Raw genomic sequence first — 26,107 nt, forward strand, 5'->3', positions numbered from 1 at the left:
GCGTCAGCGGGGGCCGAGCACCGCCTCCATCACCGCGCGGGCGATCGGCGCCGCGCTCCCGCCCCCGCTGATGTCGCCCCGGTCCGCCGACGCGTCCTCGACGACCACCGCGACGGCCACCGAAGGCTCCCCGTCGCCCGGCGCCTGCGCCCACGAGATGAACCACGCGTACGGCGTGCCGGTGTTGTCGACGCCGTGCTGGGCGGTGCCCGTCTTGCCGCCGACGGTCACGCCGGGGATCGCCGCGTTCGTGCCGGTTCCCTCGTCGACGACCTGCCGCATCATCTCGCGCAGCTGCATCGCGGTGGCCGGATTCATCGCCTGCGCCAGGGACTTGGTGCCCGCCGTGTCGATCACATCGCCGTCGTCGGTGGTCGTACGGGCCACCAGGTGCGGCGACTTGACCTGCCCGCCGTTGGCCACGGCCGCCGCGACCATCGCCATCTGCAACGGGGTCGCCCGGGTGTCGTACTGCCCGATGGAGGAGAGCGCGAGCTGCGCCTTGTCCATCGAGGTGTCGAAGTTGCTCGCCGCGACGGACGAGGGGATCTTCAGCCCCCGGTCGTTGAAGCCGAAGTTCCGCGCCGTGTCGGACATCCGGCCGAGCCCCGTGTCGACCCCGAGCTTCGCGAAGAACGTGTTGCACGACCACCGGAAGGCGTAGCGCAGCGACGCGTCGGCGCAGCCCTCCACCTCGTTGGTCAGCTGGGTGGTGGTACCGGGCAGCGTGTACGGGCTCGGGGATTTGGTCGGCGCGTCCGGATCCGTCACCGTGCCCGCGTCGAGCGCCGCGGCGGCCGTGACCACCTTGAACGTCGACCCGGGCGGATAGGTCTGGCGGATCGCGCGGTTCAGCATCGGCTTGACCGGGCTGCCGTTCAGCTCCGCCCAGGCGTCCGCGACCTGCGCGCTGGTCCCGGAGAGCCGCTCCGGATCGTACGAGGGGGTGCTGACCAGGGCGAGGATCTCGCCCGTCGAGGGTTCGAGGGCGGCCACCGCGCCCCGCTTGCCGCCGAGCCCCGCGTACGCGGCCCGCTGCGCCGCCGCCCTGATGGTGGTCTCCACCCGGCCGCCGGGGTTCTGCGTGCGGGAGATGTCGTTCCACAGGGGCAGCGGGGCGAGCATCGGGTCGGTGCCGGAGAGGATGCCGTCCTCGGCGTCCTCCAGGAACGTCGTGCCGTACACCTGGGAGGCGAAGCCGGTCACGGGCGCGTACAACGGGCCGTTTCTGTAGGTGCGTTCGTAGCGGAGCTGCTCGCCGGTGTCCTTGGAGCCGGTGACGGGCCGGCCGTCGACCAGGATGTCGCCGCGCGGCTGGTCGAACCGGGCGATGGCGTTGCGGCGGTTGGCCTGGTTGCGGTCGAGGGAGTCGGACTGGACGACCTGGACGCGGGTGGCGTTGACGAGCAGCGCGAACAGGAGCAGCGCGCAGAAGGCGGCGGCGTGGCGGATGTGCCCGGTCACCCGGCGGCCTCCGCGACCGGTCCCGGCTGGCTGCGCGCCGAGTCGCTGACGCGGATCAGCAGCGCCACGATGATCCAGTTGGTGACGACCGACGAGCCGCCCTGCGCGAGGAAGGGCATCGCCATCCCGGTGAGCGGGATGAGGCCGGTGACACCGCCCGCGATCACGAAGACCTGCAGCGCGACGATGGAGGCGAGCCCGATCGCGAGCAGCCGCCCGAAGGGGTCGCGCAGCGCGAGACCGGCCCGGAAGCCGCGCTCCACGAGCAGCGCGTAGAGCAGGAAGATCGCGCAGAGCCCCGCGAGTCCCAGCTCCTCGCCGGCGGTCGCCAGGATGAAGTCGGACTTCGCGGCGAAGCCGATGAGGATGGAGTGGCCGAGCCCGAGACCGGCGCCGAGCATCCCGCCGGCGGCGAACGCGAAGAGGGACTGCGCGAGTTGGTTGGGGCCCTGGCCCGCCTCGATGGAGGCGAAGGGGTGCAGCCAGTCCTGCACCCGGCTGTGGACGTGCGGCTCGAGGGAGCCGACGGCGAACGCGCCGAGCGCGGCGAGCAGCAGGCCGACCGCGATCCACCCGGTGCGGCCGGTGGCCACGTACAGCAGGATCACGAAGAGGCCGAAGAAGAGCAGCGAGGTGCCGAGGTCGCGCTCCAGGATCAGCACGCCGACGCTGAGCAGCCAGACCGCGACGATGGGCCCGAGGACACGTCCGGTGGGCAGCTGGAGGCGGGTGAACCGCCAGATGGTGCGGCCGGTGAAGGCGAGGGCGTTGCGGTTGGCCGCGAGGTGGCTGGCGAAGAAGACGGCGAGCAGGATCTTGGCGAACTCGCCGGGCTGGAAGGAGAAGGCGCCGAACCTGATCCAGATCCGGGCGCCGTTCACGGCGGGGAAGAAGATCGGCACGATCATCAGGACCAGGGCGGCGACGACGGAGAGGTAGGCGTAGCGCTGGAGCACGCGGTGGTCGCGCAGGAAGAGCACGGCGGCGATGAACAGGCCCACGCCGATGGTCGACCAGATGAGCTGGGCCGGCGCGGCCTCGTCGTTCGGCGTCTCCAGGTCGAGGCGGTAGATGAGCACCAGGCCCAGGCCGTTGAGGAGCACCGCGATGGGCAGCAGCAGCGGATCGGCGTACGGGGCGCGGAAGCGGACGGCCACGTGGGCGAGGAGGGCGAGCACACCGAGCCCGGCGCCGTAACCGGCGGCGCCGGGCGGAACGGTGCCGTACTTGGCGAGGCCGACGTCGCAGTAGCCGTAGACGGAGAGCAGGACGGCGACGACGAGCAGGGCCAGTTCGGTGCCGCGGCGGCGCGGGACGCGGACAGCGGGGACCGCGGGGGGTGCGGAGCCCGTGCTCGTTCCGGCCATGCCGGGAACGTAGCAAGCAATCAGCCTCAAGTCCGCTTATGCCGCCTTTGTCAGCACCAGCGCGGCGCGGGACCGATGTTCGAGATGTAGTACGCGGCGCCCCATGCCCAGGTCCCGTCGGTCAGCAGGTACCAGATGTTGTTGTTGACCACCCGGTCGCCCCGCGACTTGCAGAAGATCGTGACGACCTTGCCGCGGGGGACGGTGCGGACCACCTTGCTGCCGCGGGTCGGCGAGTTGCGCAGCAGCAGCCCGTTCTTGGCGGTGACGCGGCCCTTGTAGACGCGCGGATTGTCCACGGTGCCGTCCAGGGCGGCGGCCGGGCCGGCGATCGTGAGTGCGGTGAGGGCGCCGCCGGCGGCGAGTATGCCGAGCCGGGTGGCGGTGGTGCGCAGGGGCATGGGGCCTCCTTGGCAGAAGGGGGTGGGGCGGCCCTGGCGGATGCTCAGAAGCCGCAATCCACACTAAAAACGGCACCATGCGCGCACGCAACCTCACGCCGAGTCTTCCGGAACCTCCTCGAACGGCAGCCGCAACGTGGCCAGCGCTCCTCCGTCGGAGGCGTTGGAGAACGTCAGGCGCGCGCCGAGCACCACCGCCTGGCCGAGCGCGATGGTCAGCCCCAGGCCGTGCCCCTTGGACGACGTGCCCTCGGTGCGGAAGCGCTGCGGCCCGTGGGCCACCAGGTAGTCGGGGTAGCCCTCGCCGTGGTCCCGCACCGTCACGACCGGCCCGTCGACGGTCACGACGACCGGCGGGCGTCCGTGCTTGTGCGCGTTGGCGACGAGGTTGCCGACCACCCGCTCCAGGCGCCGCCGGTCGGTCTCCACGCAGACGTCGCGCACGACGACCAGTTCCGTCCCGTCCCCGGAAGAGCGCACCACCCGCTCCGCCAGTGGAGCGAGTTGGTGGGCGTCGAGGTCCACCCGTTCGCTCTTCGCATCGAGCCGGGAGATCTCCAGGAGGTCCTCGGTCAGCGTGCGCAGCGCGGCGACCCGGTCCCGCACCAGCTCGGTCGGCCGCCCCGGCGGCAGCAGCTCGGCCGCCGCGTGCAGCCCGGTCAGCGGGGTGCGCAGCTCGTGCGCCACGTCCGCGGTGAACCGCTGCTCGCTCAGGAGCTTGCCCTGCAGGGTCGAGGCCATGGTGTCCAGGGCCCCGGCGACCGCCGCCACCTCGTCCTGGTGGCGCGGCACCCCGCCGGCCCTCGGACGGGAGTGCGGGTCCCGGACGCGCGCGTCCAGGTCGCCGGCGCTGATCTTCCTGGCGACCTGCGCCGTCTGGTGCAGCCGCCGCGTCACCCGCGTCACGGCGAACGCGCCGACCAGCAGCGTGGCGCCGATCGCCAGCGCGGAGGAGCCGAGGATCGCCCGGTCGAGGCCGTCGATGGTGCGGGCGCCCTGGGCGTAGTCGACCTGGACGGCGATGGCGCGGTGCCCGTCGGCGGGGCCCGCGGCCCACATCGTCGGCCGGGACCCGTGCGCGGCGACCATCGTGCCGCGCTCCCCGTTCACCGCGAGCTCCCGCAGCCGGGCGGGCAGGCCCGCCGGGTCGACGCCCGCGCCGGGGCCGAGCCGGTCGCCCGCCTCGTACCGCTCGGTGACCTCCTTGAGGCGGCCGAGGGCCCGTTCGCGGGCCTGGCCCACCGTCTGATCGGTCACCGACACGTGCACGAGCGCGCCGAGCAGCGCGGCGAGGGCACAGCACATGACGGTGATGAAGACGGCGGCCTTCCAGGTGAGGGTCGCCGTCCAGGCGGGGAGCCGCGGCCGGCGCGGCTGATGGTGGCTCATGCCCCGCCGCCCGCGGAGGGGGAGGCGCCGTGCGAGGGCTTCGCGGGGGAGGGGTGGGGCGACTTGGGGTGGGGCCCGCGGGCGGAGCGGACGATCTCGTCGCTCGTGGGCAGCATCGCCTTCTGGTGCGAGTCCCAGGACCAGACGGTGTGGTACTCGTACCCCGCCAGGCTGGAGATGGCGCGGATGATCAGGTCGCGGCCGGCGAGTTCGACGCCGAGCACGGCGTCGCTCATCTCCATGATCTGCGTCAGCCGGCGGTCCTCCTCGGCGTAGACGCGGATGTCGAGGTTGTCGTCGGGCGTCGAGACGCCGGCGATCAGGTCGTCCTTGCCGTCGCCGGTCAGGTCCCGGTAGTACGCCTTGAGGACGGGACAGCGCCCGCGCTCGCCCGAGCCGTCCTCGGCGCAGTCCTTGAGCCGGTCGAGGGTGTCCTTGTACGCCCGGTCGGAGGGTTCGTACGTCCCCGGGTTCTGGACGAAGTCCGCGCGGACGACGTCGACCGGGTCCACCCGGTGCAGGTCGCCCCCGGGCACCGCGACGCCCTTGACCTTGACGCTCTCTATGGCGCCGTAGTCCTCGGCGGGCACCGACGGGGACGGCAGGTCCGGCCAGAGGCGGGTGGGCCCCTCCGCGGTCGGCGTCGCACCGGCGCCCCGCAGCCCGCCCGGGTCACCGCACCCGCCGACGACGAGCGCGGCGAGGACGGCGAGAGCGGCGGCCGCGAGCCGGCTGCGGTTCACTGCACTCCTGCCTGCCGCGGGGCGCGGCCTGTCGTGACACCAGGCCTGCTGTCACGTCACCAGGTCGGCGTAGAGAATGATGTTGTCCGAGCGGTGGCCGTCCACGATCGGCCCGCCGCAGGTCAGCAGGCGCAACTCGGGTCGGCCGGTCGCCCCGTACACCTTATTGGTGGGGAAGTCCTTCTTGTCGACCTGCTGGATCTCCCGCACCTTGAACGTCGCCGTGCTGCCGTCCTCGCGGGGCACCTCCACAGTGTCGCCGACCTTGACCTTCGCCACGTTCTTCATCAGCGCGGGACCGTTCGCCGTGTCGTAGTGCGCGACGATCACGGCGGGGCCCTTCTCGCCGGGGGTGACCCCGCCGGTCCACCAGCCGGGCTCGTCCGCCTTGTCCGCGGGCGGCACCTCGAGCTCCTGGTCCGCGCCGATCCCCAGGTCCAGCATCGACGTCGTGTCGACGCCCGCCGCGGGGATCCGCAGCCCGGTCGGCCTGGACTTTTCGAGCGGGGCGACGGCGTGCCGTGCCTGGGCGGTGGCGGCGTTGTCCACCTTGACGTCGGGGGCCGGGGCACCCGTGCCGCCCTGGCCGCAGGCGATCAGACCGATGCCGAGCGCGGCGATCAGGGCCGCGGCGGCCGCGATGCGGGTGGTGCGGCGGCGCTGCCGGTCGGCCGCCCGCGTCTCGTCGGGGACGCCGGGTTCGTGGCGGGTGGGGGTGGTCATGAGTGGCTCCTGGGGGGGGAGGGGGAGGAGTGGTCAGGAGTCCGAGCGGCCGCGGCGCATCATCGCGAAGCCGAGCCCCGCGGCACCGGCCGCCGCCATGCCGCCCCCGGCCACCAGGAACGCGGGGTCGCCGGCGTCCCGCACGTGCTCCGCGCCGGCCTTGACGCCGCCCCTGGGGGTGACGGTCTTGTCCTTGGTGCCGCTCTTCTCCCCGCTCTTCTCCTCGCTCTTCTTGCCGCTCTCCTTGCCGTTCAGGTACGTGATGCCGATGTGGCCGTTGGAGGGGTACAGGTCGTACTTGACGCCGCCGTGGGTGACCGTCGGGTGTGTGGCGGAGAGGGTCGCGATCTCCTTGCCCTTGAGGGAGACCGTCGCCACGTAGGAGCCGCCGCGGTCCTGGATCCTCGCCCGCGCGCCGTTGCCGAGGGTGACCTCGTAGACCTCGCTCTTCTTCGGCCCGGGTTTCTCCGTCGCCTGCGGGGAGGGCGTGCCGCCGGGGGCGGGCGTGGCCGCGTAGGCGCCGGCGGTCGGCAGGAGCAGCGCCCCGCCGAGGAGCGCGGAGACGGCGGCGGTACGGAGGAGGGTGGGGCGGCGGTCGGTGCTCACGGGACGTTCCTTACGGTCGGTTCGGTCGGTTCGGTCGGCTGGGCGCTCCGGGGTGATCGGGTGGACAGTTACGAAGCTAGATGTCCGCTATTGCGGCAGTTCGTCGTCTATGTAACAGCCGGCCATAGCTGTGCGGGCAGTGCCGTTACGGGAGGTGAGGGGCCCGGCGCGGGGCGGGCGCGGGCCGTGCGCGGACGGCGCGAAGGAGCCCCCGGCCGCCTCCGGCGCAGACAGGTTCTTGCCGCGGGAGCCCACGGGCTGTTCCCATGGTCGAGGGGGTGATGGCGCATGACCGGACTGCGCGTCGTACCGGCCTGGCGGCACGGGCAGGAGCGCTTGTACGTGTATCTCGCGGACGGCAGGAACGTCGCCTGGTACGACAGGGACTCGTCCCGCGTCAATCTGCTCAGCGAGGAGCGTGAGGCGGACGTCCTGGAGGTCCTCGCCCCCTTCATCGCCGGGCCGTTCACGGTGGGCCCGCCGCCCGTGCCCACCCCCGCCGAACTGGCCCGCCTCACGCTCCACCCGGACGACGACCTCGCGCCCAACCGTCCCGGCGAGGCCCTCCAGATCTCCCTCGACCGTGAACCGCCGCCCGCCCGCAGGCTGCGCTCCGACCCCCGGCACCGCGCCCTCGCCGCCGAACAGGCGGTCGGCGGCGCGCTGGAGGAGCTTGAGGGCGCGGGCTGGCGGGTGCTGCACTCCGTGCCGCTGCCCGGCGGCGCCCGCATCCATCATCTGCTGATCGGCCCCGGCGGCCTGTTCTGCGTGAACGCCCTCGCCGTCCGCAGGCAGCGGGTGCGCATCGCCGACCCGATGGTCACGGTCGGCCGCGGCGAGCCGGTGCCGCTGCTGCGTTCGGTCCGCTCCGACGCCGGCCGCGCCTCCTTCGCGCTGACGGCCGAGGTCCGCCCGGTGCTCGCGCTGGCCGGGACCGGCGCCGCCGAGCTGGCCGTGGCGGCGCCGCCGCGCGACGTGCGGGTGCTGCGCGAGGCGGACCTGCCGGGGCTGGCCCGCCTCGGCGGGGTGCTGAAACCGGCCGATGTGGAGGCCCTGCACGCCCTGGCCAGGGACCGGCACACCTGGCACCGGGTCTGAGCCGCGTCAGAGGTTGTCGCCCCAGCCGCCCTGGATCATGGTCTGGAAGGCCCAGGAACCGCCGCGCCGGATCAGGATGTCGGCGTAGCGCAGCCGCTGCGTCCCGCCGTCGGACGTCATCACGGAGTCGGTGAAGACGACGGCCATCGCGGGGGAGAGGAAGACGGGCGTGCGCGTGGACTCGAAGGTGATGTCCTCGCTCCCGTCGCCCATCACGTGCGTCATGGTCCGGACGAACTGCTCCCGGTCCCACTGCGCCGCCCGCCCGTCTCCCGCCGCGTCGTCGCTGACCAGGTTGAGCGGGAAGACGGCGAGGCCGGCCATGCTCTCGACGTCGCGCCGCGCGCTGTGCGCGTCGTACTCGGCGAACCAGGCGTCCAGGCTGGCCCGGTCCTCGGCGGTCGGGACGTATCCGGTGTCGGGAAGAAGGGTCACGCGGTCTCCACTCATCAAGTTTGATTACTGACAGGGAAGGTATGCCACGTCGGACCACTAGTCAAACTTGAATAGACGTGATGCCGGTCACTCCGGCAGCGGACGGGCGAGGCTGGGGTCGAGGAGGGGGGCCAGCAGATCGCCGTCGCGGCCCAGCCGGGACACCACGTCGTCCGCGGTGAGGACCAGCTGCCCCGGCTCCTCGCAGCTCTCGACCTCGCCCCAGGTCACGGGCGCGGAGACGGTCGGCTCGGGGCGGGCGCGCAGGGTGTAGGGCGCGGCCGTGGTCTTGGCGGCCGCGTTCTGGCTGAAGTCGACGAAGACCTTGCCGGGCCGCAGGCTGCGCGTCATGCGGTGCACGACGAGGCCGGGCAGCTCGCGCTCGGCCTCCACGGCCAGCCCTTTGGCGTACGCGGTGACCCGTTCGGAGGGGGTCGGCTCCAGCGGTACGAGGAGGTGCAGCCCCTTGCTGCCCGACGTCTTGGCGCAGACGTGGAAACCGTCGGCCGCGAGCCGCTCCCGCAGCCAGCAGGCGGCCCGGCAGCACTCCACGACGGTGGCGGGCGGACCCGGGTCCAGGTCGAACACCATCCTGTCGGCCTGCGCGGGCGCCCCGGCCCGCCACTGCGGCACGTGGAACTCCGTCACCAGATTGGCGGCCCACATCAGCGAGGGCAGGTCCTGTACGAGGATCTGCCGCACGTCCCCCTCGGAGCGTGGCACCTCGGCCGTGTGCACCCAGGCGGGGGTGCCCGGCGGCACGTTCTTGGCGAAGAACTTCTGGCCGTCGGGCCCGTCCGGATAGCGCAGGAAGGAGACGGGCCTGTCGCGGAGGTGGGGCAGGAGGGCCTCGGCCGTACTCGCGTAGTAGTGCAGGACCTCGGCCTTGGTGAAGCCGGTCGCGGGGTACAGCACCTTCTCCAGATTGCTGAGCGGGAGCCGTCGCCCCTCCACCTCTGTGATAGGCGTCATACGATGAGAGTCCCATAAAACGCCTATATCGCCATGAACCGTACGGTTCCGCCGTACGCCCTGCATCCGCCTCCCCTGCCCTGCCCCTCTCCCCGCCCCCAGTGAGGTGTCGGACGTGCGATCCATATGGAACGGTGCGATCTCCTTCGGACTGGTCAGCATCCCCATCAAGCTCGTCAACGCGACCGAGAGCCACTCGGTCTCCTTCCGCCAGATCCACACCGAGGACGGCGGCCGGATCCGCTACCGCAAGGTGTGCGAGCTGGAGGAGCGCGAGGTCTCCTCGGCGGAGATCGGCAAGGGGTACCAGGACGCGGACGGCTCGATCATCCCGATCACGGACGAGGACCTGGCCTCGCTGCCGATCCCGACGGCCAAGACGATCGAGATCGTCGCCTTCGTCCCCGCGGACCGCATCGACCCACTCCAGATGGACGCCGCGTACTACCTGTCGGCCAGCGGCGCGCCCGCCGCCAAGCCCTACACCCTGCTGCGCGAGGCGCTGAAGCGGAGCCAGAAGGTGGCCATCGCGAAGTTCGCCCTGCGCGGCCGGGAGCGGCTCGGGATGCTGCGGGTGGTCGACGATGTGATCGCCATGCACGGGCTGCTGTGGCCGGACGAGATCCGCACCCCCGAAGGGGTGGCCCCCGAGACGCACGTCACCGTCCGCGAGGCCGAACTCGACCTGGCGGACGCTCTGATGGACACCCTCGGCGAGGTCGACATCTCGACGCTCCACGACGACTACCGCGAGGCGGTCGAAGAGCTCATCGCCGCGAAGGTGGAGGGCGCGGCCCCGGTGGAGCGGGCCCCGGCGGGCGACGCGGGCGGCGGCAAGGTCATCGACCTGATCGCCGCGCTCGAGAACAGCGTCCGCGCGGCGCGTACGGCCCGGGGTGAGGCCTCGGACGACGACACGGTGGCCGAAGTGACCCCGCTGGCCCGCAAGTCGTCCCGTACGACGCCCAAACAGGTCGGCGGAAAGAAATCCACCGCGGCCTCGGCCTCGGCGGCGAAGAAGAAGGCCGCCCCCGCCAAGAAGCGGACGACGAAGACCGCTGCCGCCAAGCCGGCGGAGACGAAGGCCGCGACGAAGGCGGCGACAAAAGCCGCCGCGAAGACCACGGCAGGAAAGTCCGCGACGGCCAAGAAGGCGGCCGCGGGAAAGAAGGCCGCCCCGGCGAAGAAGGCGACGGCGGGAAAGCGGAGGGCATCCGCCTGAGGCGCGGCCCCCGCCGGCGCATTGACAGGGCCCGGCAAATTGCAAAGCAACGGTGCCGGGCCGCGCGGGAGGGCCGCAGGCGCCCCGGACAGGCGCGTCGATAACGCCACCGTCGGAATTCGGTCATATCGAACAGTCTCCGCCTTTCTGTACCTGTGATGAATGTCACAAATCCTTGATGGAATTAGATCCTCCGCGCAATGATCCCTGCGGACACAATGGGATTCTTTAGGATTTCCGGAGGGTTTGACGTACATGGTCAGTAATCCATTTGAGGACGACGGCGCGCACTATCTGGTGCTCGTGAACGACGAGAACCAGCACACGCTCTGGCCCGCCGGCCTCGATGTCCCCTCCGGCTGGACGGTCGCGCAAGAGGCGAGTTCACGGGCCGATTCGCTGGCGTATGTCGAGCGGAACTGGACCGATCCGCGGCCCGCGAGCCTGATATCCGGCTCCTGAAGTGGCCGACGGTAAAAGAGAAGAAGGAATAACGGGGGAGCGGGGCGCGGTGGGGGTGAAGGGCGGGGGAAAGGGGCAGCCGGGGCGCTTCGCGGGCGCGGGTCCGTTGATGCTCGTGTGGTCCGGACAGGCCGTCTCACTGGTCGGAAGCGCTGTTCTGAGATTCGCTTTCATAATCGAGGTGTGGTCCACCGGGGAGCGGGCTTCGGCCGTCACCGCGCTGTCCCTCTGTGCCGTGCTTCCGCAGGCGCTCTTCAGCCCATTTGCTGGCGCTATTATCGACCGGATCCGTAAACGTTCCGCGCTCCAGATCGCGGACGCCGGCGGAATCCTGGCCGTCGGTCTGCTCACCCTTGTGCACTTCTTCGGCGGCGGCCTGGAGCCCTGGCAGGTCTATCCCGCCACCGTGCTGCTCGGCATCAGCGCCGCCTTCCAGCTCCCCGCGCTCACCGCCGCCGTGCCGCTGCTGGTGCGCAAGGACCAACTGGGCCGCGCCAACGGCCTGTTGGCGGGTGCCCGGAGCGCCGCGGGCATCTGCGGCCCGGCGCTCGGCGGCATCATGATCGCCCTGTCCGGCATCGGCGCCATCCTCGTCGTCGACCTCGCCAGCTACGCCTTCGCGCTGATCGGCATCCGCATCGTGCGGATGCGGAACGATAAGGTCCCCGAGGGGGCCGGCGCCCCGCGCACCAAGCTCACCGCCGAGGCCGTCGAGGGCATGCGCTACCTCTTCCGGCAGGCGAGCCTGCGCGACATGACCGTGAACTTCTGCGTGGTCAACCTCGTCATGGTCTTCGGCTTCGCCGTCGTTCAGCCCATGGTCCTGATCAAGTCGGGCAACGGCACGCTCGCCGCGGTGAACAGCGCGATCGGCGTCGGCGGAGTCGTCGGCGGCCTGCTGATGGCCGCCTGGGGCGGGCCGAAGAACCGCGGCCGCGGCATGATGCTCGGCATCCTCGGCATGTGCCTGTCCGCGCAGATCGGCATGTCCCTGGTTGGCGGGGCCGTCGGCTGGTGCGCGGCCATGCTGGTCGGCGCGCTGCTGATGACGGTCGTCAACGCCTCCATGCAGGCGATCGTGCAGACCAAGGTTCCCCAGGAGTGGCAGGGCCGGGTCTTCGGCGCGGTGATGTTCCTGTCCCAGATCTCCGGCCCGCTGGCCATGGCGTTCTCCGGACCGCTCGCCGACGGCGTCTTCGAGCCGCAGGCCGCCGATGGCAGCGGTGTCTTCGTCCTCCTCGGCCCGCTCCTCGGCGACGAGCCCGGCAGCGGCATGGCGGGGATGCTCTTCCTCGCCGGGGTCGCGGGCGTCGCGGTCGCCCTCTGGGGCCTGGCGAGCCGCTCCATCCGGCACATGGACACCCTCCTGCCGGACATCGAGCCGGACCCGGAACCGGAGACCGAGCCGGACCCTGGACCGGAGACCGGTAAGGCGGCCCCCGGCGCCGTGGCGGCGTCCCGCACCGAGGACGGGGGCGGTGAGAAGGATGACGCGGTGCGTGCATGAGCTGTTCGAGGAGCAGGCGTCCCGCGCCCCCGACGCGACGGCCCTCATCCACGCCGGCGAACGGCTGAGCTACGCCGAACTCGAGGCGCGCGCCGACCGGTTGGCGGGCCTGCTCGCGGCACGCGGCGTGACGCGCGGCGACACCGTCGGCGTCCACCTGGAGCGCACCGCCGAACTGGCCGTCGCGGTCCTCGGCACGCTGAAGGCCGGCGCCGGCTATGTGATGCTCGACCCCGGCTTCCCCGCCGAACGGCTGCGCGGCATGGCGGCGGACGCGGCCGTCGCCGTCCTCCTGTCCCGGCGGGACGACGCGGTACCGGAGCCCCTGCGCTCGGCCGTCCCCGCGGTCCTGCACCCCGAGGACGCCGCGCAGGCACGGCCGTTGGCGCGCGGGTCGGTGCGGGTGCGGCCCGACGACACCGCGTGCGTGATGTTCACGTCCGGCTCCACCGGCAGGCCCAAGGGCATCGTCGCCCCGCACCGCGCCGTCGCCGCCACCCTGACCGGCCAGGACTTCGCCTCCTTCGGGCCCGGCGCGGTGTGGCTGCAGTGCGCACCGGTCTCCTGGGACGCCTTCGCGCTGGAGCTGTGGGGGCCGCTGACGGGCGGCGGCACCTGTGTGCTGCACCCGGGCGGCTGGCCCGACCCGGTGGTCATCGCGCGGCTCGTCGCCGCGCACGGCGTCACGTCCATGTACCTGTCCGGGTCGCTCTTCAACGTGATCGTCGACGAGTACCCGCGCGCCCTGTCGGGTCTGCGCGAACTCATCGTCGGCGGCGAGGCGTTGTCGCCGCCGCACGTGGCCCGCGCCCTCGAGCGGCAGCCCGCGCTGCGGCTCACCAACGGCTACGGACCCGTCGAATGCATGGTCTTCCTCACCGTGCACCCCATCGCGCCGTCCGACGTCCGCGACGGGCGCCCCGTGCCGGTCGGCCGCCCGCTGCGCGGCAAGCGGCTGTACGTCCTCGACGAGCGCCTCGCGCCCGTCCCGGACGGCGGGATTGGCGAACTGTACGCCGCCGGGGAAGGCGTCGCGCGCGGCTACTGCGCGCCGGGGCTCACGGCGGAGCGGTTCGTGGCCGACCCGTTCGGGCCGCCCGGCTCCCGCATGTACCGCACCGGCGACCTGGTGGTGCGGCGGCCCGACGGCACCTTCGAGTACCGGGGGCGCGCGGACGGCCAGGTGAAGATCCGCGGCTTCCGGGTGGAGCCGGGCGAGGTCGAGAACGTGCTGGCCCGCCACCCCGGGGTCGACCGGGCGGCCGTCGTCGCCACCCCCGCGGGGCCGGACGGCGAACGCCGGCTCATCGCCTACGTCGTACCCGCAACGGGCCACGAACAGCCGCCTGTCGAAAGCGAGTTGCGGGCCCACGCCACGCGCCTGCTCGCTGACTTCCTGGTGCCCGCCGCCTTCGTACCACTTGCCGAGCTGCCGCTGACGGCCAGCGGAAAACTGGACAGGGCGGCGCTGCCCGCCCCCGCGGACGCGACCGGCGGACCGGGCGGCACGGCGCGCGGCGCCGGGAGCGGCGCGGCCGAGGAGCCGGCCGACGAGACCGTAGGGGCGCTCTGCGCGCTCTTCGCGGGTGTGCTCGGGGTCCGCGAGGTCGGCGCGCACGACGACTTCTTCGCGCTCGGCGGTCACTCCCTGCTGGCGGCGCGGGTCCTCGGGCGCGTGCACGCGACGCTGGGCGCCGAACTCGACCTGCGGACCCTCTTCGCCGCGCCCACCCCGGCCCGGCTCGCGCCGCACGTCGACAGGGCGGCGGCCTCCCGTACGGCCCGGCCCGCCCAGGCCACCGTCTCCGTGACCGCCCCGGGCACCGGCCCCGCCCCGGACCCGCTGCCCGTCTCGGACGCCCAGCACCGGCTGTGGTTCCTCGACCGGCTCGGCTCCGGCGTCGCGTACAACCTGCCGATGCTGGTACGGCTGCGCGGCGCGGTCGACCCGGACGCGCTCGCGGATGCCCTCGGGGACGTCGTCGCCCGCCACGAGGTGCTCCGCACCCTCTTCGACGAGGTGGACGGCGCACCGGCGCGCCGCGTGCTGAGCGGGGTCGACGCCCACCCGCCGTTCCGCCACCGCACGCTGGGCGAGGGCGACCTGGCCGCCGCGATCGACGAGGCGGCCCGCCACCCCTTCGACCTGCGCGCCGAACTCCCGGTCCGCGCCACGCTGTTCAGCCTCCGCGAACGCCCCGGCGAACACGCGCTGCTCGTCCTGGTCCACCACATCGCCGGCGACGGCTGGTCCCTCGCCCCGCTCTTCCGCGACCTGTCCCGCGCCTACGCCGCCAGGACGGGGGAGCCGCCGGGCGGAGCCGGCCCGGCGCCCGTCCTGCCGCCCCTCGCCCTCTCCTACGCCGAGCACGCCCGCCACCGGGCCGCCCGGCTCGGCGGGACCGACGACCCCGAGTCTCTCGCAGCCCGCCAACTCACGTACTGGCGCAAGGAACTGGCCGGTCTCGACAGCGCCGGGCCGCTGCTGCCCAGGCGCCCGGAGCGGCCCGCTGTGCCGGGCCCGGCCGCCGCGACCGTCGTGCGGCACGTCGACGCCGCCACGCACGCCCGCGTCGTGGCCGCCGCCCGCGCCCGGGGCGCCACGCTCTTCATGGCCCTGCACACCGCGCTCGCCGCGCTCCTCGTGCGGGCGGGCGCAGGGCCCGACCTCGCGATCGGCGCGCCGGTCGCCGCGCGCGCGGGCGACGACGGGGTCGAGGACGTCGTCGGGTTCTTCGTGAACATGCTCGTCCTGCGCACCGACGTCTCGGGCGACCCGAGCGCCGCGCAGCTCCTCGCCCGCACCCGGGACGCCGACCTCGGCGCCTTCGCCCACCAAGACGTGCCGTTCGAGCAGGTGGTGGGCGAGCTCAACCCCGTACGAATGCCCGGCAGGCAGCCCTTCACCGACGTCGTCCTCGCCCTGCAGAACAACGCCCGCGCCGAGGTCGCCCTGCCCGGAGCCGACCGGGGCGTGGAGATCGTCCGCACCGGCGCCGCCCGCTTCGAACTGCTCGTGGACGTCACCGGCGCCACAGGCCCCGGCGGCACACCGGAAGGGCTGACCCTCACCTTCGAGTACCGCGCGGACTCCCTGGAAGAGGGCTTCGTGACGTGGCTCGCGGACGCCCTGCCCCAGGCCCTGGAGAAGGCCGCCGCCGCCCCGGACACCCCGGTCTCCGCACTCGTCGCCACCGGCCCGCCGCGCACCGCCGACGAGCGGGACAGGACCACCGCGCCCGGCACACACGGCGCGGCAGGCGACGGCGAGGCGCCCGCCACCGCGCTGGAACGGCAGATCGCCGCCGTCTGGCGCGACGTGCTCGGCCCCACCGCCGCCACGACCGGAGAGGGCCCCGGCATCGGGCGCCACGACGACTTCTTCGCCCTCGGCGGCAACTCGCTGCGCGCCGTCCGGGTCGCCGCCCGCCTCACCACCGACACCCGGCCCGTGACCGCCGCACAGCTCTTCGCCGCGCCCACCGTCGCCGGCCTCGCCGCCGAACTGGCGCGCACCCCCGACCGGGCCGGGCCCGCCCCGGCCCCCATCCCGCGGCGGCCGCGCGTGCCCCGCCAGCAGAACCAGCAGAGCCGAATCGGCAGGAAACAGGAGGAGGAGCCGTGGACCTCAGCGTGATGTTCTTCGGCGCGGACAGCGCCGCCCCCGCGCGGGGGACCGGCGACACCGCTGGCCCCGGCAGCCGCCACGCGGACACCTACGACGACATCCTCACCATCGCCCGTACCGCCGACCGGCTCGGCTTCCACGCCGTGTGGACCCCCGAACGCCACTTCCAGCAGGTGGGCCAGGTCTTCCCCAGCCCTCCCGTGCTCAGCGCGGCGCTCGCCGTCGCCACCGAGCGCATCGGCATCCGCGCGGGCAGCGTCGTCCTGCCCCTGCACCACCCGCTGAAGGTCGTGGAGGACTGGGCGGTCGTCGACAACCTCTCGCACGGCCGGGTCGGCCTCTCCGTCGCCACCGGCTGGCACTCCGCCGACTTCGCGCTCGCCCCGGACCACTACGACGACCGCAGGGAACGCACCCTGCGGACCATCCCCGAACTGCGGCGGCTCTGGGCGGGCGAAGCGGGCCGGTACCCCGACGGCACCGGCCGCCCCGTCAGCGTCGTCCCGCAACCTCGACCCGTACAAAGCGAGTTGCCGCTGTGGGTCACCACCTCCGGCAATCCGCGGACGTGGGAGGCGGCCGGACAGCTGCGCGCCGGCGTGCTCGGTGCGACCGTCGGACAGAGCAGGGACGAACTCGCCGAGAAGATCACCCGCTACCGTGCCGCCTGCGCCGCCGCCCCCGACCAGGCGGGCACCGACGCCCGCGGCCGCGTGACGCTCATGGCGCACACCTACGTCGGCGCCGACGACGCCGAGGTGCGCCGCCTCGCCGCCGCGCCCCTCAAGACCTACCTCGCCTCGTACCTGCGCCAGACCGCCGCCAACCGCGCCGCGGGCGGCCCCGACGGCGAGCCGCTGACCGACGAACAGACCGCCCTGCTCGCCGAGTTCGCCTTCCAGCGCTACCTGACCTGGGGCAGCCTGCTCGGCTCGCCCGGCACCTGCGCCAAGATGCTCGCCGACCTGCGCGACCTGGGCTGCGACGAAGTGGCCTGCTTCATCGACTTCGGCATCGGACGGGACGAGGTCCTCGCCGGACTGCACCGACTCGCAGAACTGAGAGAAGCCGCCCTGTGACCCCGAAGAACCCCTCCCTGGCCGACCGGTTCAGCGCCCTCGGCGGCGAACAGCGCATCCGGCTCATGCGCCGCCTCGTCGAGGCCGGCCGCGCCCGCGAGATCCCCGCCGCCGTACCGCCCAGGGACCCCGCCGCGCCCGTGCGGCTCAGCTCCGCCCAGCGCGACCTGTGGGTGTACGAGTCGCTGTATCCCGGCACCCCGGCCCTCAACCTCTGCTGCGCCTACCACTTCGACGAGCCGCCCGGCTCCGACGGGCCCGTCGACCCGGCCCACCTGGAGTCCGCGCTCACCCTCATCCAGCGCCACCACGACATCCTGCGCACCCGGATCACCGGCACCGCCGACGACCTGCGCGTCGACTTCCCCGACGAGGGCCCCTTCGTCCTGGAACGCGACGACCTGCGCGGCACGGGCACCGGCATCGAGGAGGCGTTCCGCGCCTTCCGCCGCCGCCCCTTCGACCTCGGCACCGACCGCCTGATCCGCGGCCGTTTCGTACGCGTCGACGAGCACCGCGCGACGCTGATGCTGAGCCTGCACCACATCATCACCGACTGGTGGTCCTTCGACGTCCTGCAGACGGAGTTCGCCGAGGCGTACCGCGCGGTCCGCGACGGCACCGAACCCCGGCTGAGCCGCCCCGCGATCCAGTACGCCGACTTCGCCGCCTGGCAGGGCGAGCTGGAGGCCGCCGGGGTCTTCGACGCCCGCCTCGACTTCTGGCGCCGCTACCTCGCCGGACCGCCCGGCCCGCTGACCGTGCCCGGCCACGGCAGCCCCGGAGCGGGCGAGGACGGCATCGTCCAGATCCGCTTCCGCGTCGACGCGGACACCGCCGAGGCCGTGCGCGCGCTGGCCCGAGCCCGCGGCGCCTCCGTGTACGTCGTCCTCATGACCGCCTTCGCGATCCTCGCCCACCGCGTCACCGGCGCCGACGACCTGGTGCTCGGCACCCCGGTCGCCAACCGCTCCGCCAAGGGCCTCGACCAGGTCATCGGGTACGTGATGAACGCGGTGCCGACCCGCTGGCGCATCGCCGACGACGACTCCTTCGCCGACGTCCTCGCCCGCTTCGGCACGGACTTCGCCGCGCTGATGGCCCACGCCGACCTGCCGGTGGGCCGCATCGTCTCCGCCGTCGCGCCGGAGCGCAGCGCGGGCCGCTCCCCGCTCTTCCAGTGGGTGTTCATGCACCTCACGGAGCAGCCGAGCGTCTCCGCCGTACGCGAGTTCGCCGAGCCCGAACGCATCCACACCGGGGGCGAGCACGACCTCGTCGGCGTGGTGCGGGACAGCGGCGACGGCATGGACGGCAGCTTCGAGATCCGCACCGACCTGTTCTCCCCGCAGGCCGTGCGCCGCTGGGCCGACAGCTACCTCGAACTGCTCCGGCAGATCACCGCGGAACCGACCCGGCTCGTACGGGAGCTCGACATGCTGCCCGCCGCCGAGCGCCGCCGCGTCCTCGCCCTGGCGGCCGGCCCCGCCGCGCCAGCCCCCGAGACCCTGCCGGACACGGTGGCCCGGCACGCCGCCCGCACCCCCGACGCGGTCGCCGTCGAGGGCGACGGCGTGCGCCTGACGTACGCCGCGCTGTCCGAACGCGTCGACCGCCTCGCCGGCCTTCTCGCCCGGCACGGCGCGGTCCCCGGCAGCACCGTCGCCCTCGCGCTCGGGCGGGGTGCCGCCCTGCCCCTGGCCGCCCTCGCCGTGCAGCGGGCGGGCGCCGCCTATCTGCCCGTCGACCCCGACTACCCCGCCGAACGCGTCCGCCGCACCCTCGACGACGCCGCCCCCGCGCTGCTCGTCACCGACGCGCGCACGGCCGCCGCCGGCGTACTGCCCGACCCGGCAGGGGCGGCCCTGCCGCGGCTCGTCCTCGACGACGACGTGTGCGGCGAGACGTACGAGGGCGAGCTCCCGCCCGCGGCGGACGGCCTCCCGGCCCCGGACCCGGCGCACGCCGCCTACGTCATCCACACCTCCGGCTCCACCGGCACCCCCAAGGGCGTCGTGGTCACCCACCAGGGCGTCGCCGCGCTCGCCCGCAGCCTCGCCGACCGCTTCGCGCTCGAAGCCGACTGCCGTGTCCTGCAGCTCGGTTCACCGGCGTTCGACATCTCGGTCGCCGAGATGTGCATGGCCTTCGGCCCCGGCGGCACCCTGGTCGTACCCCCGCCGGGCCCGCTCGCCGGCGACGCGCTAGGCCGGGTCCTCACCGAGCGGCGGATCTCCTGCGCGATGGTGCCGCCGTCCGTCCTCGCCACCGTGCCCGATGGCCCCTACCCGGCGCTGCGCGTCCTCGCGGTCGGCGCGGAGGCCTGCCCGCCCGCCCTGGTCGCCCGCTGGGCCGTCGACGGGCGCCGCTTCCACAACGCGTACGGGCCCACCGAGGCCACCGTCGCCGCCACCCTCTCCGCGCCGCTGACCGGCGACGGCACGGCCCCGCCCATCGGCACCCCCGTCGCGGGCACCACGGCCCACGTCCTGGACGCCCGGCTGCGCCCGGTGCCCACCGGGGTCGCGGGCGAGCTGTACCTGTCGTCGGCGGGCCTCGCCCGCGGCTACCTGAACCGGCCCGGCGCCACCGCCGAACGCTTCGTCGCCGACCCGTACGGCCCGCCCGGCTCCCGCATGTACCGCACCGGCGACCTGGTGCACCGCGACGACGACGGCACCCTGCACTACCTGGGCCGCACCGACGAGCAGGTGAAACTGCGCGGGCTGCGCATCGAGCCCGGCGAGATCGCGGCCGTCCTCGCCGATCATCCGGCGGTCGCCCACGCCGCCGCGGTCGTCCGCGAGGACACCGCGGGCCGGCCCCAGCTGATCGGCTACGCGGTACCGGGCCCCGGCCGCGCCGTCGACCCGAACGAGCTCCTCGCGTACGCCGCGACCCGGCTGCCCGCCCACATGGTGCCCGCCGACGTCGTGGAGCTGCCCGAACTCCCGCTCACCCACAGCGGAAAGCTCGACCGCGCCGCGCTGCCCGCGCCCCGGACCGCGACGGCGACCCGGGCGCCCGCCTCCGCCGCCGAGAAGGAGCTGTGCGCGCTCTTCACGCGGATCCTCGGCGTCGAACAGGCCGGAGCCGACGACGACTTCTTCCGCCTCGGCGGCGACAGCATCATGGCCATCCAGCTGGCCGGCCAGGCGTCGGCCGCCGGTCTCGTGGTGGCCCCGCGCGACGTGTTCACGCTCCGGACGCCCGCCCAACTCGCCCTCCACGCCCGCACGGTCGACGAGAGCGCCGTGGACGCGGGCGGACCCGACGACGGCACGGGACGGTTCCCGCTCACCCCGGTGATGCGCTGGTGGCTCGAACAGGGCGGCGACACCTGGGCGTTCACCCAGTCAATGGTCTTCCCCGTACCGCCCGGCACGGACCCGCACCGCGTCGAGAGCGCCATCCTGGGCCTGGCCGAACGACACGGCACCCTGCGGATGCGGCTGCTGCGGGACGAGTCGGCGGCCGAGGTCGCCGAGGAGCTCCCGGCCGGCGCCCACCTCGTGCGCGAGACCGTGGAGAGCGGCGCCGACGCCCTCGCCCTGGCGCGCGGGCGGGCCGCGGCGATCCGCCTCGCCCCGGAGGACGGCGAGATGATGCGCGCCGTCTGGTTCGACGCGGGACCACGGGAGGCGGGCCTGCTGCTCCTGACCCTGCACCACCTCGCGGTCGACGGCGTCTCCTGGCGGATCATCGGCCCCGAGCTGGCGGCCGCCCTGACGGGGGAGCCCGCGGGACCCGCGCCGACGGCCCCCGGCACCTCCTTCCCCCGCTGGGCCGAACTGCTCGCCGAGGAAGCCGTACGCCCGGAGGCCGAGGCCGAACTGCCTTACTGGGAGCGCCAGTTGACGCACGCGGTTGCGGCGGACGTGCAGATCGCCGGCGGGCGGGGCGCGGGCGCGCGGCGGGCGACCGTCACCGTCACCCTGCCCGCCGACCTCACCACGGCCGCGCTCACCACGCTGCCCGCCGCCTACAACTGCGGCCCCGACGCGGTCCTGCTCACCGCCCTGACCGCCGCGGCCGCCCGCCGCCGGGGCTCGGGCGGCGCACTCCTCGTCCACCTGGAGGGCCACGGCCGGGAGGCGCTGTCCCGCCCCGCGGACGTGTCCCGCACGGTCGGCTGGTTCACCACCCAGTACCCCGTACTGCTCGACATCGGGGAGGGGGGGAAGAGAGGAGAGAACGGGGAGCCCGGGGCGTCCGGGGCCACCGTGACCGGCGAGGCGCTGAAGTCCGTGAAGGAACAGCTGCGGGCCGTGCCCGGCGGCGGCATCGGCTGGGGCCTCCTGCGCCACCTCAACCCGGCGACCGCCCCCCGCCTCGCCGGGCTGCCCGCCCCCGACGTCCGGTTCAACTACCTCGGCAGGTTCACCGCCGACGACGCGGCCGGCGGCGAACTCCTCGACGGCGGACCGGGAGCCGTCCCCCTCGGCCACGCCGTCGAGATCGACGCCCTCGCCCGGCAGGACGCCGAAGGGCGGCCACGCCTGGAAGCCACCTTCTCGTACGCCGAAGGGGTCCTGGAGGAGGGCGAGGTGCGCGAACTCGCCCGGCTCTGGCAGGAGGCGCTCGACGCGCTGGTGCGCGAGACGGAGCGCGGCGGCCCCGTCGGCGCGACCCCGTCCGACTTCCCGCTCGTGGACCTCTCCGCCGACCAACTGGCCATGCTCGAAGGTGACATGGCCGGACTCCTCGGCGGGGACACCGGGACGGAGGACGCCCGATGAGCGGCCGCATCGCGGACGTCCTGCCGCTCACCCCCGTCCAGGAGGGCCTGCTCTTCCACACGGTGCGCGACGGCACGGGCCCCGACCCGTACCTGGTCCAGGCCCGCTTCCACATCGGCCCCGCCGTCACCGCGGAACGCGTACGGGGTGCCCTCAACGCCCTCCTCGAACGCCACCCCAACCTGCGCGCCTGCTTCCGGCACGAACGCCTCGACCGTCCCGTGCAGGTGATCCCGCACGCCGTCACCGTGCCGTGGACCGAGACCGACCTGACCGGCCGCCCCCCGGCGGAGGTCGAGACCGGCATGGCGGAGCTGCTCGCCGAGGACCGCACGCGCCGCTTCGACCCGGCCCGCCCGCCGCTGCTGCGCGCCGCGCTCGTTCGCCACGACGCGGGCCACGAACTCGTCCTCTCCTTCCACCACATCCTGCTCGACGGCTGGTCCGTCCCGGTCCTCCAGCGGGACCTCGCGGCACTCGTCACCGGCGCGAGCCTGCCGCCCGCCGTGCCCTACCGGCAGTACGCCCAGTGGCTGAGCCGCCAGGACCGGGACGGGGCCCTCCGGGCGTGGCGCGAGGCACTCGAGGGCCTGGAGCGCACGGTGCCGCTGGTACCGGCGGGTGAGGGTCTCGTGCCGGTGGGCGAGGCGCTCGTGCCGGAGGGTGAGGGTCTCGTGCCGGCGGGTGCGGCTCTCGTGCCGACGGGCGGGGCTTTCGTACCGGCGGGCGATGCTCTCGTACCGCCGGGTGATGGTCTCGTACCGCCTGGCGGGCCGAACGGCGCGAGGGGAAGCGCCGACGGGGAGCCCGACACGGTCCGGCTCCGGCTCACCGCGGAGCTGACCGCCGCCCTCGTGCGGCGCGCCGCGGAGACGGGTGTCACCCTCAACACCCTCACCCAGGCCGCCTGGGCCCTGGTGCTCGCCCGGATGACCGGCGCCCGCGACGTGGTCTTCGGCGGCGTCGTGTCGGGCCGCCCGCACGACCTGCCGGGGGCGGGCGAGATGGTCGGCCTGTTCATCAACACGCTGCCGGTCCGGATCCGGCTGCGGGACGGGGAGACCGTCGGCGAACTGCTCACCCGCGTCCAGGGCGAGCAGGCGCGGCTCGTCACCCACCACCACGTGCGGCTCGCGGAGGTGCAGCGGGCGGCCGCCGGACCGGCGGCCGCCGGACCGGCGAACGGCGAACTCTTCGACTCCGTCCTCGCGTTCGAGAACTTCCCGCGGGGCGCGGAGGACGCCGGGGACGGCCCGGAGACGGTGCGCGTGGTCGACGTCCACGACGCCACGCACTATCCCGTGACGCTCGCCGTCGTCGCGGGCGAGCGCATGCTCCTCGCGGTGAGCTGTCGCCACGGCATCCCCGCGGCGGCCGTAGCGGCCCGCATGGCCCGAGCCCTCGACCAGCTCACCGGTGACCCGGCAACCCCGGTCGACAGGATCGACGTACTCCCCGAGGCGGAGCACCGGGAACTACTGGCCAGGGCGGCGGGGACGCCGCACGACGGGCGGGCGGCCGAGGGGAGCGCTCCGACGTCGGCGACCGAACCGGCCACGGCGGCTGACCCGGCCTCGGTGATGGGACCGGCCTCGGCCACCGATCCCACCCCGGCCCCCGCCACCCTCACGGCCCGTTTCGCCGCCCAGGTCGCTCGGACGCCCGATGCCCCCGCCGTTGAGTCCGACGGCGACGTCCTCACGTACGCGCGACTGGACGCGGAATCCGGCCGCCTCGCCCGACGCCTCGTCGCGGCCGGGGTGGCCCCGGGCGACACCGTCGCCCTGCTGCTCCGCCGGTCGCCGTCCCTGATCGTCGCCCAGCTGGCGGTGGTCAAGGCGGGCGCCTGCTGGCTGCCCCTGGACCCGGGACAGCCGGGGGAGCGGCTGACCCGGCTCACGGCACAGGCGGCCGTGCGACTGGTCCTGACGGACGACGGCCCGCCCGCCCAACTCGCCGCGTCCATGAGGTGGTTGACGGTAAGCGGCACGTCCCCGGAAGCCGCGCCCTTCCGCGACCCCGCGCACCCCGAATCAACCGCCTGCGTGATGTACACGTCCGGGTCGAGCGGGGAGCCCAAGGGCGTCGCCGTACCGCAGCGGGCCATCGTCGAACTCGCCGCCGACCACCGCTTCGCCGGTACGGCACACCGCCGCGTGCTGCTGCACAGCCCGCACACCTTCGACGCCGCCACCTACGAGGTGTGGGTGCCGCTCCTGACCGGCGGCACCGTGGTCGTCTGCCCCGACGAGCCGGTCACGCCCGCCCTGTTGGCGCGGCTGCTGCCCGAGCGACGCGTCACCGCGCTCTGGCTCACCGCCGAACTGTTCCGCACGGTCGCCGAACTGGCACCCGAGGCACTGCGCGGCGCGCGGGAGGTGTGGACCGGGGGTGACGTCGTGGACCCGGAGGCGGTACGCCGCGTACGCGCACACTGCCCGGGTACCACCGTCGTGAACGGCTACGGCCCCACCGAGACGACGGTGTTCGCCACGGCCCACCCCGTCACGGGATCGGCCCAGGCCGGCCCGGTCCCGATCGGCCACCCCCTCGACGGCACCCGCGTCCACCTGCTCGACGCCCGCCTGCGCCTCGTACCGGACGGCTGCACCGGGGAGGTCTACATCGCCGGAGCGGGCCTCGCCCACGGCTACCTCGCCCGGCCCGGCGCCACCGCCGTACGGTTCGTCGCCGACCCGTACGGACCGCCCGGCACCCGCATGTACCGCACCGGCGACCTCGCCCGCTGGACCCGTTCGGGCGCCCTCGCCTTCGCGGGCCGCGCCGACGACCAGCTGAAGATCCGGGGCTTCCGCATCGAACCGGCCGAGGTCGAGGCGGCGCTGGCCGGCTGCCCCGGAGTGACCCGCGCGGTCGTAGCGGCCGTCCCCGCCCCGAACGGCGGCAAACGACTAGCGGCATGGCTGGTCCTCACCGACGACAACTCCGCCGCACACGGGGACGGCCCGGCCGCACATGGGGGCGGCCCAGGCGCGCCCGGTATCGGCCGCGCCGCGCACGGCCACGGCTCCGCTGCACATCACGGTGGCCCGGCCGCACCCGGGGTGGGCTCCGCCGCACACGCCCACGGCCCGGCCGCCCCCGAAAACGGCCCCGCCGCACCCACCCACGCCCCCGACCCCCTGGAGCGTGTCCGGCACGCCGCCGCCCGGCTTCTGCCCCGGCATCTCCTGCCCACCGCCTGGGCCCGGATCGACGCCGTGCCGTTGACCCCGCACGGCAAGACCGACCGGGCCGCCCTGCCCGACCCCGTCGCCGCCCCGGCCCCCTCGCGCGAGCCCCGCACCGGCCGCGAGAAGGAGCTGTGCGCGCTCTTCGGTGAGGCGCTCGGTATCGCCGAGGCCGGCCCCGACACCGACTTCTTCGCGGCCGGCGGCCACTCGCTGAGCGCGCTGCGCCTCGCCGGCCGCATCGAGGCGGCCTGGGGCGTACGGGTACCGGTCGCCACCCTCTTCGCGGCGCCGACCCCCGCCGCCCTCATCGCCCGCCTCGACGGGCCGGAAGACCCGGACACCGCCGACAGCCTGGCCCCGCTGATCACCCTGCGCGCGGCGGGCGAGGGGACCCCCCTCTTCTGCGTGCACCCGGGCCTCGGCGTGAGCTGGGCCTACACCGCCCTGCTGCCCCACCTGGACCCCGACCGCCCCGTGTACGCCCTGCAGACACCGGCCCTGACCGAGAAGGACCACCGGCCCTACGACAGCGTGGCCGCGCTGGCGGACGCGTACGTCGACCGTGTCCGGACCGTCCGGCCGCACGGCCCCTACCTCCTGCTCGGCAGGTCCTTCGGCGGGCCCGTCGCCCACGAGATGGCGGTACGGCTGCGCGCGGCCGGCGAAGAGGTCGCGCTGCTCGCCGTGGTCGACGCCATGCCCAAACCGCCGGAGACGGCCCGCACGCCGCTCCCGGCCCCCGTCGTCGAGGAGGAGGCCCGCCGCATCATGCGGGAGGAGGGCGCCGCCCTCGACGGCATCGGCGACGACCGGCTGGCCGCCCTGCCCCGGGCCATTGCCGGACACGTCGTCCTGGGCCGCGCCTGGCAGCCGTCCCCGTACGACGGGACCGTGACCCTCTTCGCCGCCACCCGCGACCCCGAGGCCATCCCCACCGCGACCAAGACCGAGGCGTGGCGGCGGGCCGCGGCCGCGGTCACCACGCACGAACTCGCGTGCGCCCACGCCGAGGTGCTCGACGCGGCACCCGCGGCCCGGATCGCCGCGGTCATCGAACAGACCCTCCAGGGAGAGTGAA

At 74.2% G+C, this 26,107-nt stretch carries 17 protein-coding genes; 8 read left to right on the plus strand and 9 right to left on the minus strand.

Going from position 1 to position 26,107, the window contains the following annotated elements; all coding sequences use genetic code 11:
* Positions 1 to 3: 3 nt before the first annotated feature.
* The 7 genes from ACZ7DY_RS09210 to ACZ7DY_RS09240 all read right to left on the minus strand — a co-directional run bounded on the left by ACZ7DY_RS09210 (position 4) and on the right by ACZ7DY_RS09240 (position 6,693).
* Positions 4 to 1,464 carry a penicillin-binding transpeptidase domain-containing protein gene (locus ACZ7DY_RS09210; RefSeq protein WP_471132001.1) on the minus strand — a complete coding sequence of 487 codons (1,461 nt, stop codon included), beginning with the start codon at positions 1,462 to 1,464 and terminating at the stop codon, positions 4 to 6.
* A complete protein-coding gene (locus tag ACZ7DY_RS09215) occupies positions 1,461 to 2,831 on the minus strand; it encodes an FtsW/RodA/SpoVE family cell cycle protein (RefSeq protein ID WP_471132004.1) in 1,371 nt (456 codons plus the stop codon). Before ACZ7DY_RS09215 ends, ACZ7DY_RS09210 begins: the two co-directional genes overlap by 4 nt.
* 50 nt (positions 2,832 to 2,881) lie before the next feature.
* A complete protein-coding gene (locus ACZ7DY_RS09220) occupies positions 2,882 to 3,232 on the minus strand; it encodes an SH3 domain-containing protein (protein ID WP_471132007.1) in 351 nt (116 codons plus the stop codon).
* Positions 3,233 to 3,325: 93 nt separating this feature from the next.
* Positions 3,326 to 4,621: an ATP-binding protein gene (locus ACZ7DY_RS09225; protein WP_471132008.1), complete on the minus strand. Its 1,296-nt coding sequence runs from the start codon at positions 4,619 to 4,621 to the stop codon at positions 3,326 to 3,328.
* Positions 4,618 to 5,364: a hypothetical protein gene (locus ACZ7DY_RS09230; protein ID WP_471132009.1), complete on the minus strand. Its 747-nt coding sequence runs from the start codon at positions 5,362 to 5,364 to the stop codon at positions 4,618 to 4,620. Before ACZ7DY_RS09230 ends, ACZ7DY_RS09225 begins: the two co-directional genes overlap by 4 nt.
* Positions 5,365 to 5,415: 51 nt before the next feature.
* Positions 5,416 to 6,087 (minus strand): class F sortase, encoded by a 672-nt coding sequence (locus ACZ7DY_RS09235; protein WP_471132011.1) that lies wholly within the window; start codon positions 6,085 to 6,087, stop codon positions 5,416 to 5,418.
* Between the two features lie 33 nt (positions 6,088 to 6,120).
* Positions 6,121 to 6,693, minus strand: a complete 573-nt coding sequence (locus ACZ7DY_RS09240; RefSeq protein ID WP_471132013.1) for a hypothetical protein — start codon at positions 6,691 to 6,693, stop codon at positions 6,121 to 6,123.
* A gap of 288 nt (positions 6,694 to 6,981) precedes the next feature.
* Between ACZ7DY_RS09240 and ACZ7DY_RS09245 the strand changes: the two genes are divergently transcribed.
* Complete coding sequence (locus ACZ7DY_RS09245) at positions 6,982 to 7,791, plus strand: nuclease-related domain-containing protein (RefSeq protein WP_471132015.1); 810 nt, start codon at positions 6,982 to 6,984, stop codon at positions 7,789 to 7,791.
* Positions 7,792 to 7,797: 6 nt separating this feature from the next.
* On the opposite strand, the gene ACZ7DY_RS09250 is transcribed toward ACZ7DY_RS09245, so the two are convergent.
* On the minus strand, positions 7,798 to 8,226 hold the full coding sequence (locus ACZ7DY_RS09250; protein WP_471132016.1) for a nuclear transport factor 2 family protein: 429 nt from the start codon (positions 8,224 to 8,226) through the stop codon (positions 7,798 to 7,800).
* A gap of 87 nt (positions 8,227 to 8,313) precedes the next feature.
* Positions 8,314 to 9,198 carry a non-homologous end-joining DNA ligase gene (gene ligD, locus ACZ7DY_RS09255; protein WP_471132018.1) on the minus strand — a complete coding sequence of 295 codons (885 nt, stop codon included), beginning with the start codon at positions 9,196 to 9,198 and terminating at the stop codon, positions 8,314 to 8,316.
* Positions 9,199 to 9,313: 115 nt separating this feature from the next.
* Here ligD and ku point away from each other — a divergent pair, with 115 nt between their 5' ends.
* From ku to ACZ7DY_RS09290, 7 genes are all read left to right on the plus strand, one after another.
* A complete protein-coding gene (ku, locus tag ACZ7DY_RS09260) occupies positions 9,314 to 10,420 on the plus strand; it encodes a non-homologous end joining protein Ku (protein ID WP_471132019.1) in 1,107 nt (368 codons plus the stop codon).
* A gap of 255 nt (positions 10,421 to 10,675) precedes the next feature.
* The gene (locus tag ACZ7DY_RS09265; protein ID WP_471132021.1) at positions 10,676 to 10,882 is read left to right on the plus strand and encodes an MbtH family protein; all 207 of its coding nucleotides are present in this window, start codon (positions 10,676 to 10,678) and stop codon (positions 10,880 to 10,882) included.
* Positions 10,883 to 10,991: 109 nt separating this feature from the next.
* A complete protein-coding gene (locus tag ACZ7DY_RS09270) occupies positions 10,992 to 12,389 on the plus strand; it encodes an MFS transporter (protein WP_471132023.1) in 1,398 nt (465 codons plus the stop codon).
* Complete coding sequence (locus ACZ7DY_RS09275) at positions 12,382 to 16,026, plus strand: amino acid adenylation domain-containing protein (RefSeq protein WP_471132026.1); 3,645 nt, start codon at positions 12,382 to 12,384, stop codon at positions 16,024 to 16,026. Before ACZ7DY_RS09270 ends, ACZ7DY_RS09275 begins: the two co-directional genes overlap by 8 nt.
* Positions 16,011 to 17,096 (plus strand): MupA/Atu3671 family FMN-dependent luciferase-like monooxygenase, encoded by a 1,086-nt coding sequence (locus ACZ7DY_RS09280; RefSeq protein ID WP_471132028.1) that lies wholly within the window; start codon positions 16,011 to 16,013, stop codon positions 17,094 to 17,096. Before ACZ7DY_RS09275 ends, ACZ7DY_RS09280 begins: the two co-directional genes overlap by 16 nt.
* Positions 17,093 to 21,835: an amino acid adenylation domain-containing protein gene (locus ACZ7DY_RS09285; RefSeq protein ID WP_471132031.1), complete on the plus strand. Its 4,743-nt coding sequence runs from the start codon at positions 17,093 to 17,095 to the stop codon at positions 21,833 to 21,835. Before ACZ7DY_RS09280 ends, ACZ7DY_RS09285 begins: the two co-directional genes overlap by 4 nt.
* Complete coding sequence (locus ACZ7DY_RS09290) at positions 21,832 to 26,106, plus strand: amino acid adenylation domain-containing protein (protein WP_471132033.1); 4,275 nt, start codon at positions 21,832 to 21,834, stop codon at positions 26,104 to 26,106. The genes ACZ7DY_RS09285 and ACZ7DY_RS09290 overlap by 4 nt, the downstream gene beginning before the upstream one ends.
* The last annotated feature ends 1 nt before the right edge of the window (position 26,107 follow it).

The sequence above is a fragment of the Streptomyces sp. NPDC037013 genome (genome assembly GCF_055607265.1).

Bases quoted from the DNA above. Each gene is read 5' to 3' on its own strand.
- ACZ7DY_RS09215 (WP_471132004.1), bottom strand. From the start codon at position 2,831: ATGGCCGGAACGAGCACGGGCTCCGCACCCCCCGCGGTCCCCGCTGTC.
- ACZ7DY_RS09235 (WP_471132011.1), bottom strand. From the start codon at position 6,087: ATGACCACCCCCACCCGCCACGAACCCGGCGTCCCCGACGAGACGCGG.
- ACZ7DY_RS09270 (WP_471132023.1), top strand. From the start codon at position 10,992: ATGCTCGTGTGGTCCGGACAGGCCGTCTCACTGGTCGGAAGCGCTGTT.
- ACZ7DY_RS09220 (WP_471132007.1), bottom strand. From the start codon at position 3,232: ATGCCCCTGCGCACCACCGCCACCCGGCTCGGCATACTCGCCGCCGGC.
- ACZ7DY_RS09265 (WP_471132021.1), top strand. From the start codon at position 10,676: ATGGTCAGTAATCCATTTGAGGACGACGGCGCGCACTATCTGGTGCTC.
- ligD (WP_471132018.1), bottom strand. From the start codon at position 9,198: ATGACGCCTATCACAGAGGTGGAGGGGCGACGGCTCCCGCTCAGCAAT.
- ACZ7DY_RS09290 (WP_471132033.1), top strand. From the start codon at position 21,832: ATGAGCGGCCGCATCGCGGACGTCCTGCCGCTCACCCCCGTCCAGGAG.
- ACZ7DY_RS09245 (WP_471132015.1), top strand. From the start codon at position 6,982: ATGACCGGACTGCGCGTCGTACCGGCCTGGCGGCACGGGCAGGAGCGC.
- ACZ7DY_RS09225 (WP_471132008.1), bottom strand. From the start codon at position 4,621: ATGAGCCACCATCAGCCGCGCCGGCCGCGGCTCCCCGCCTGGACGGCG.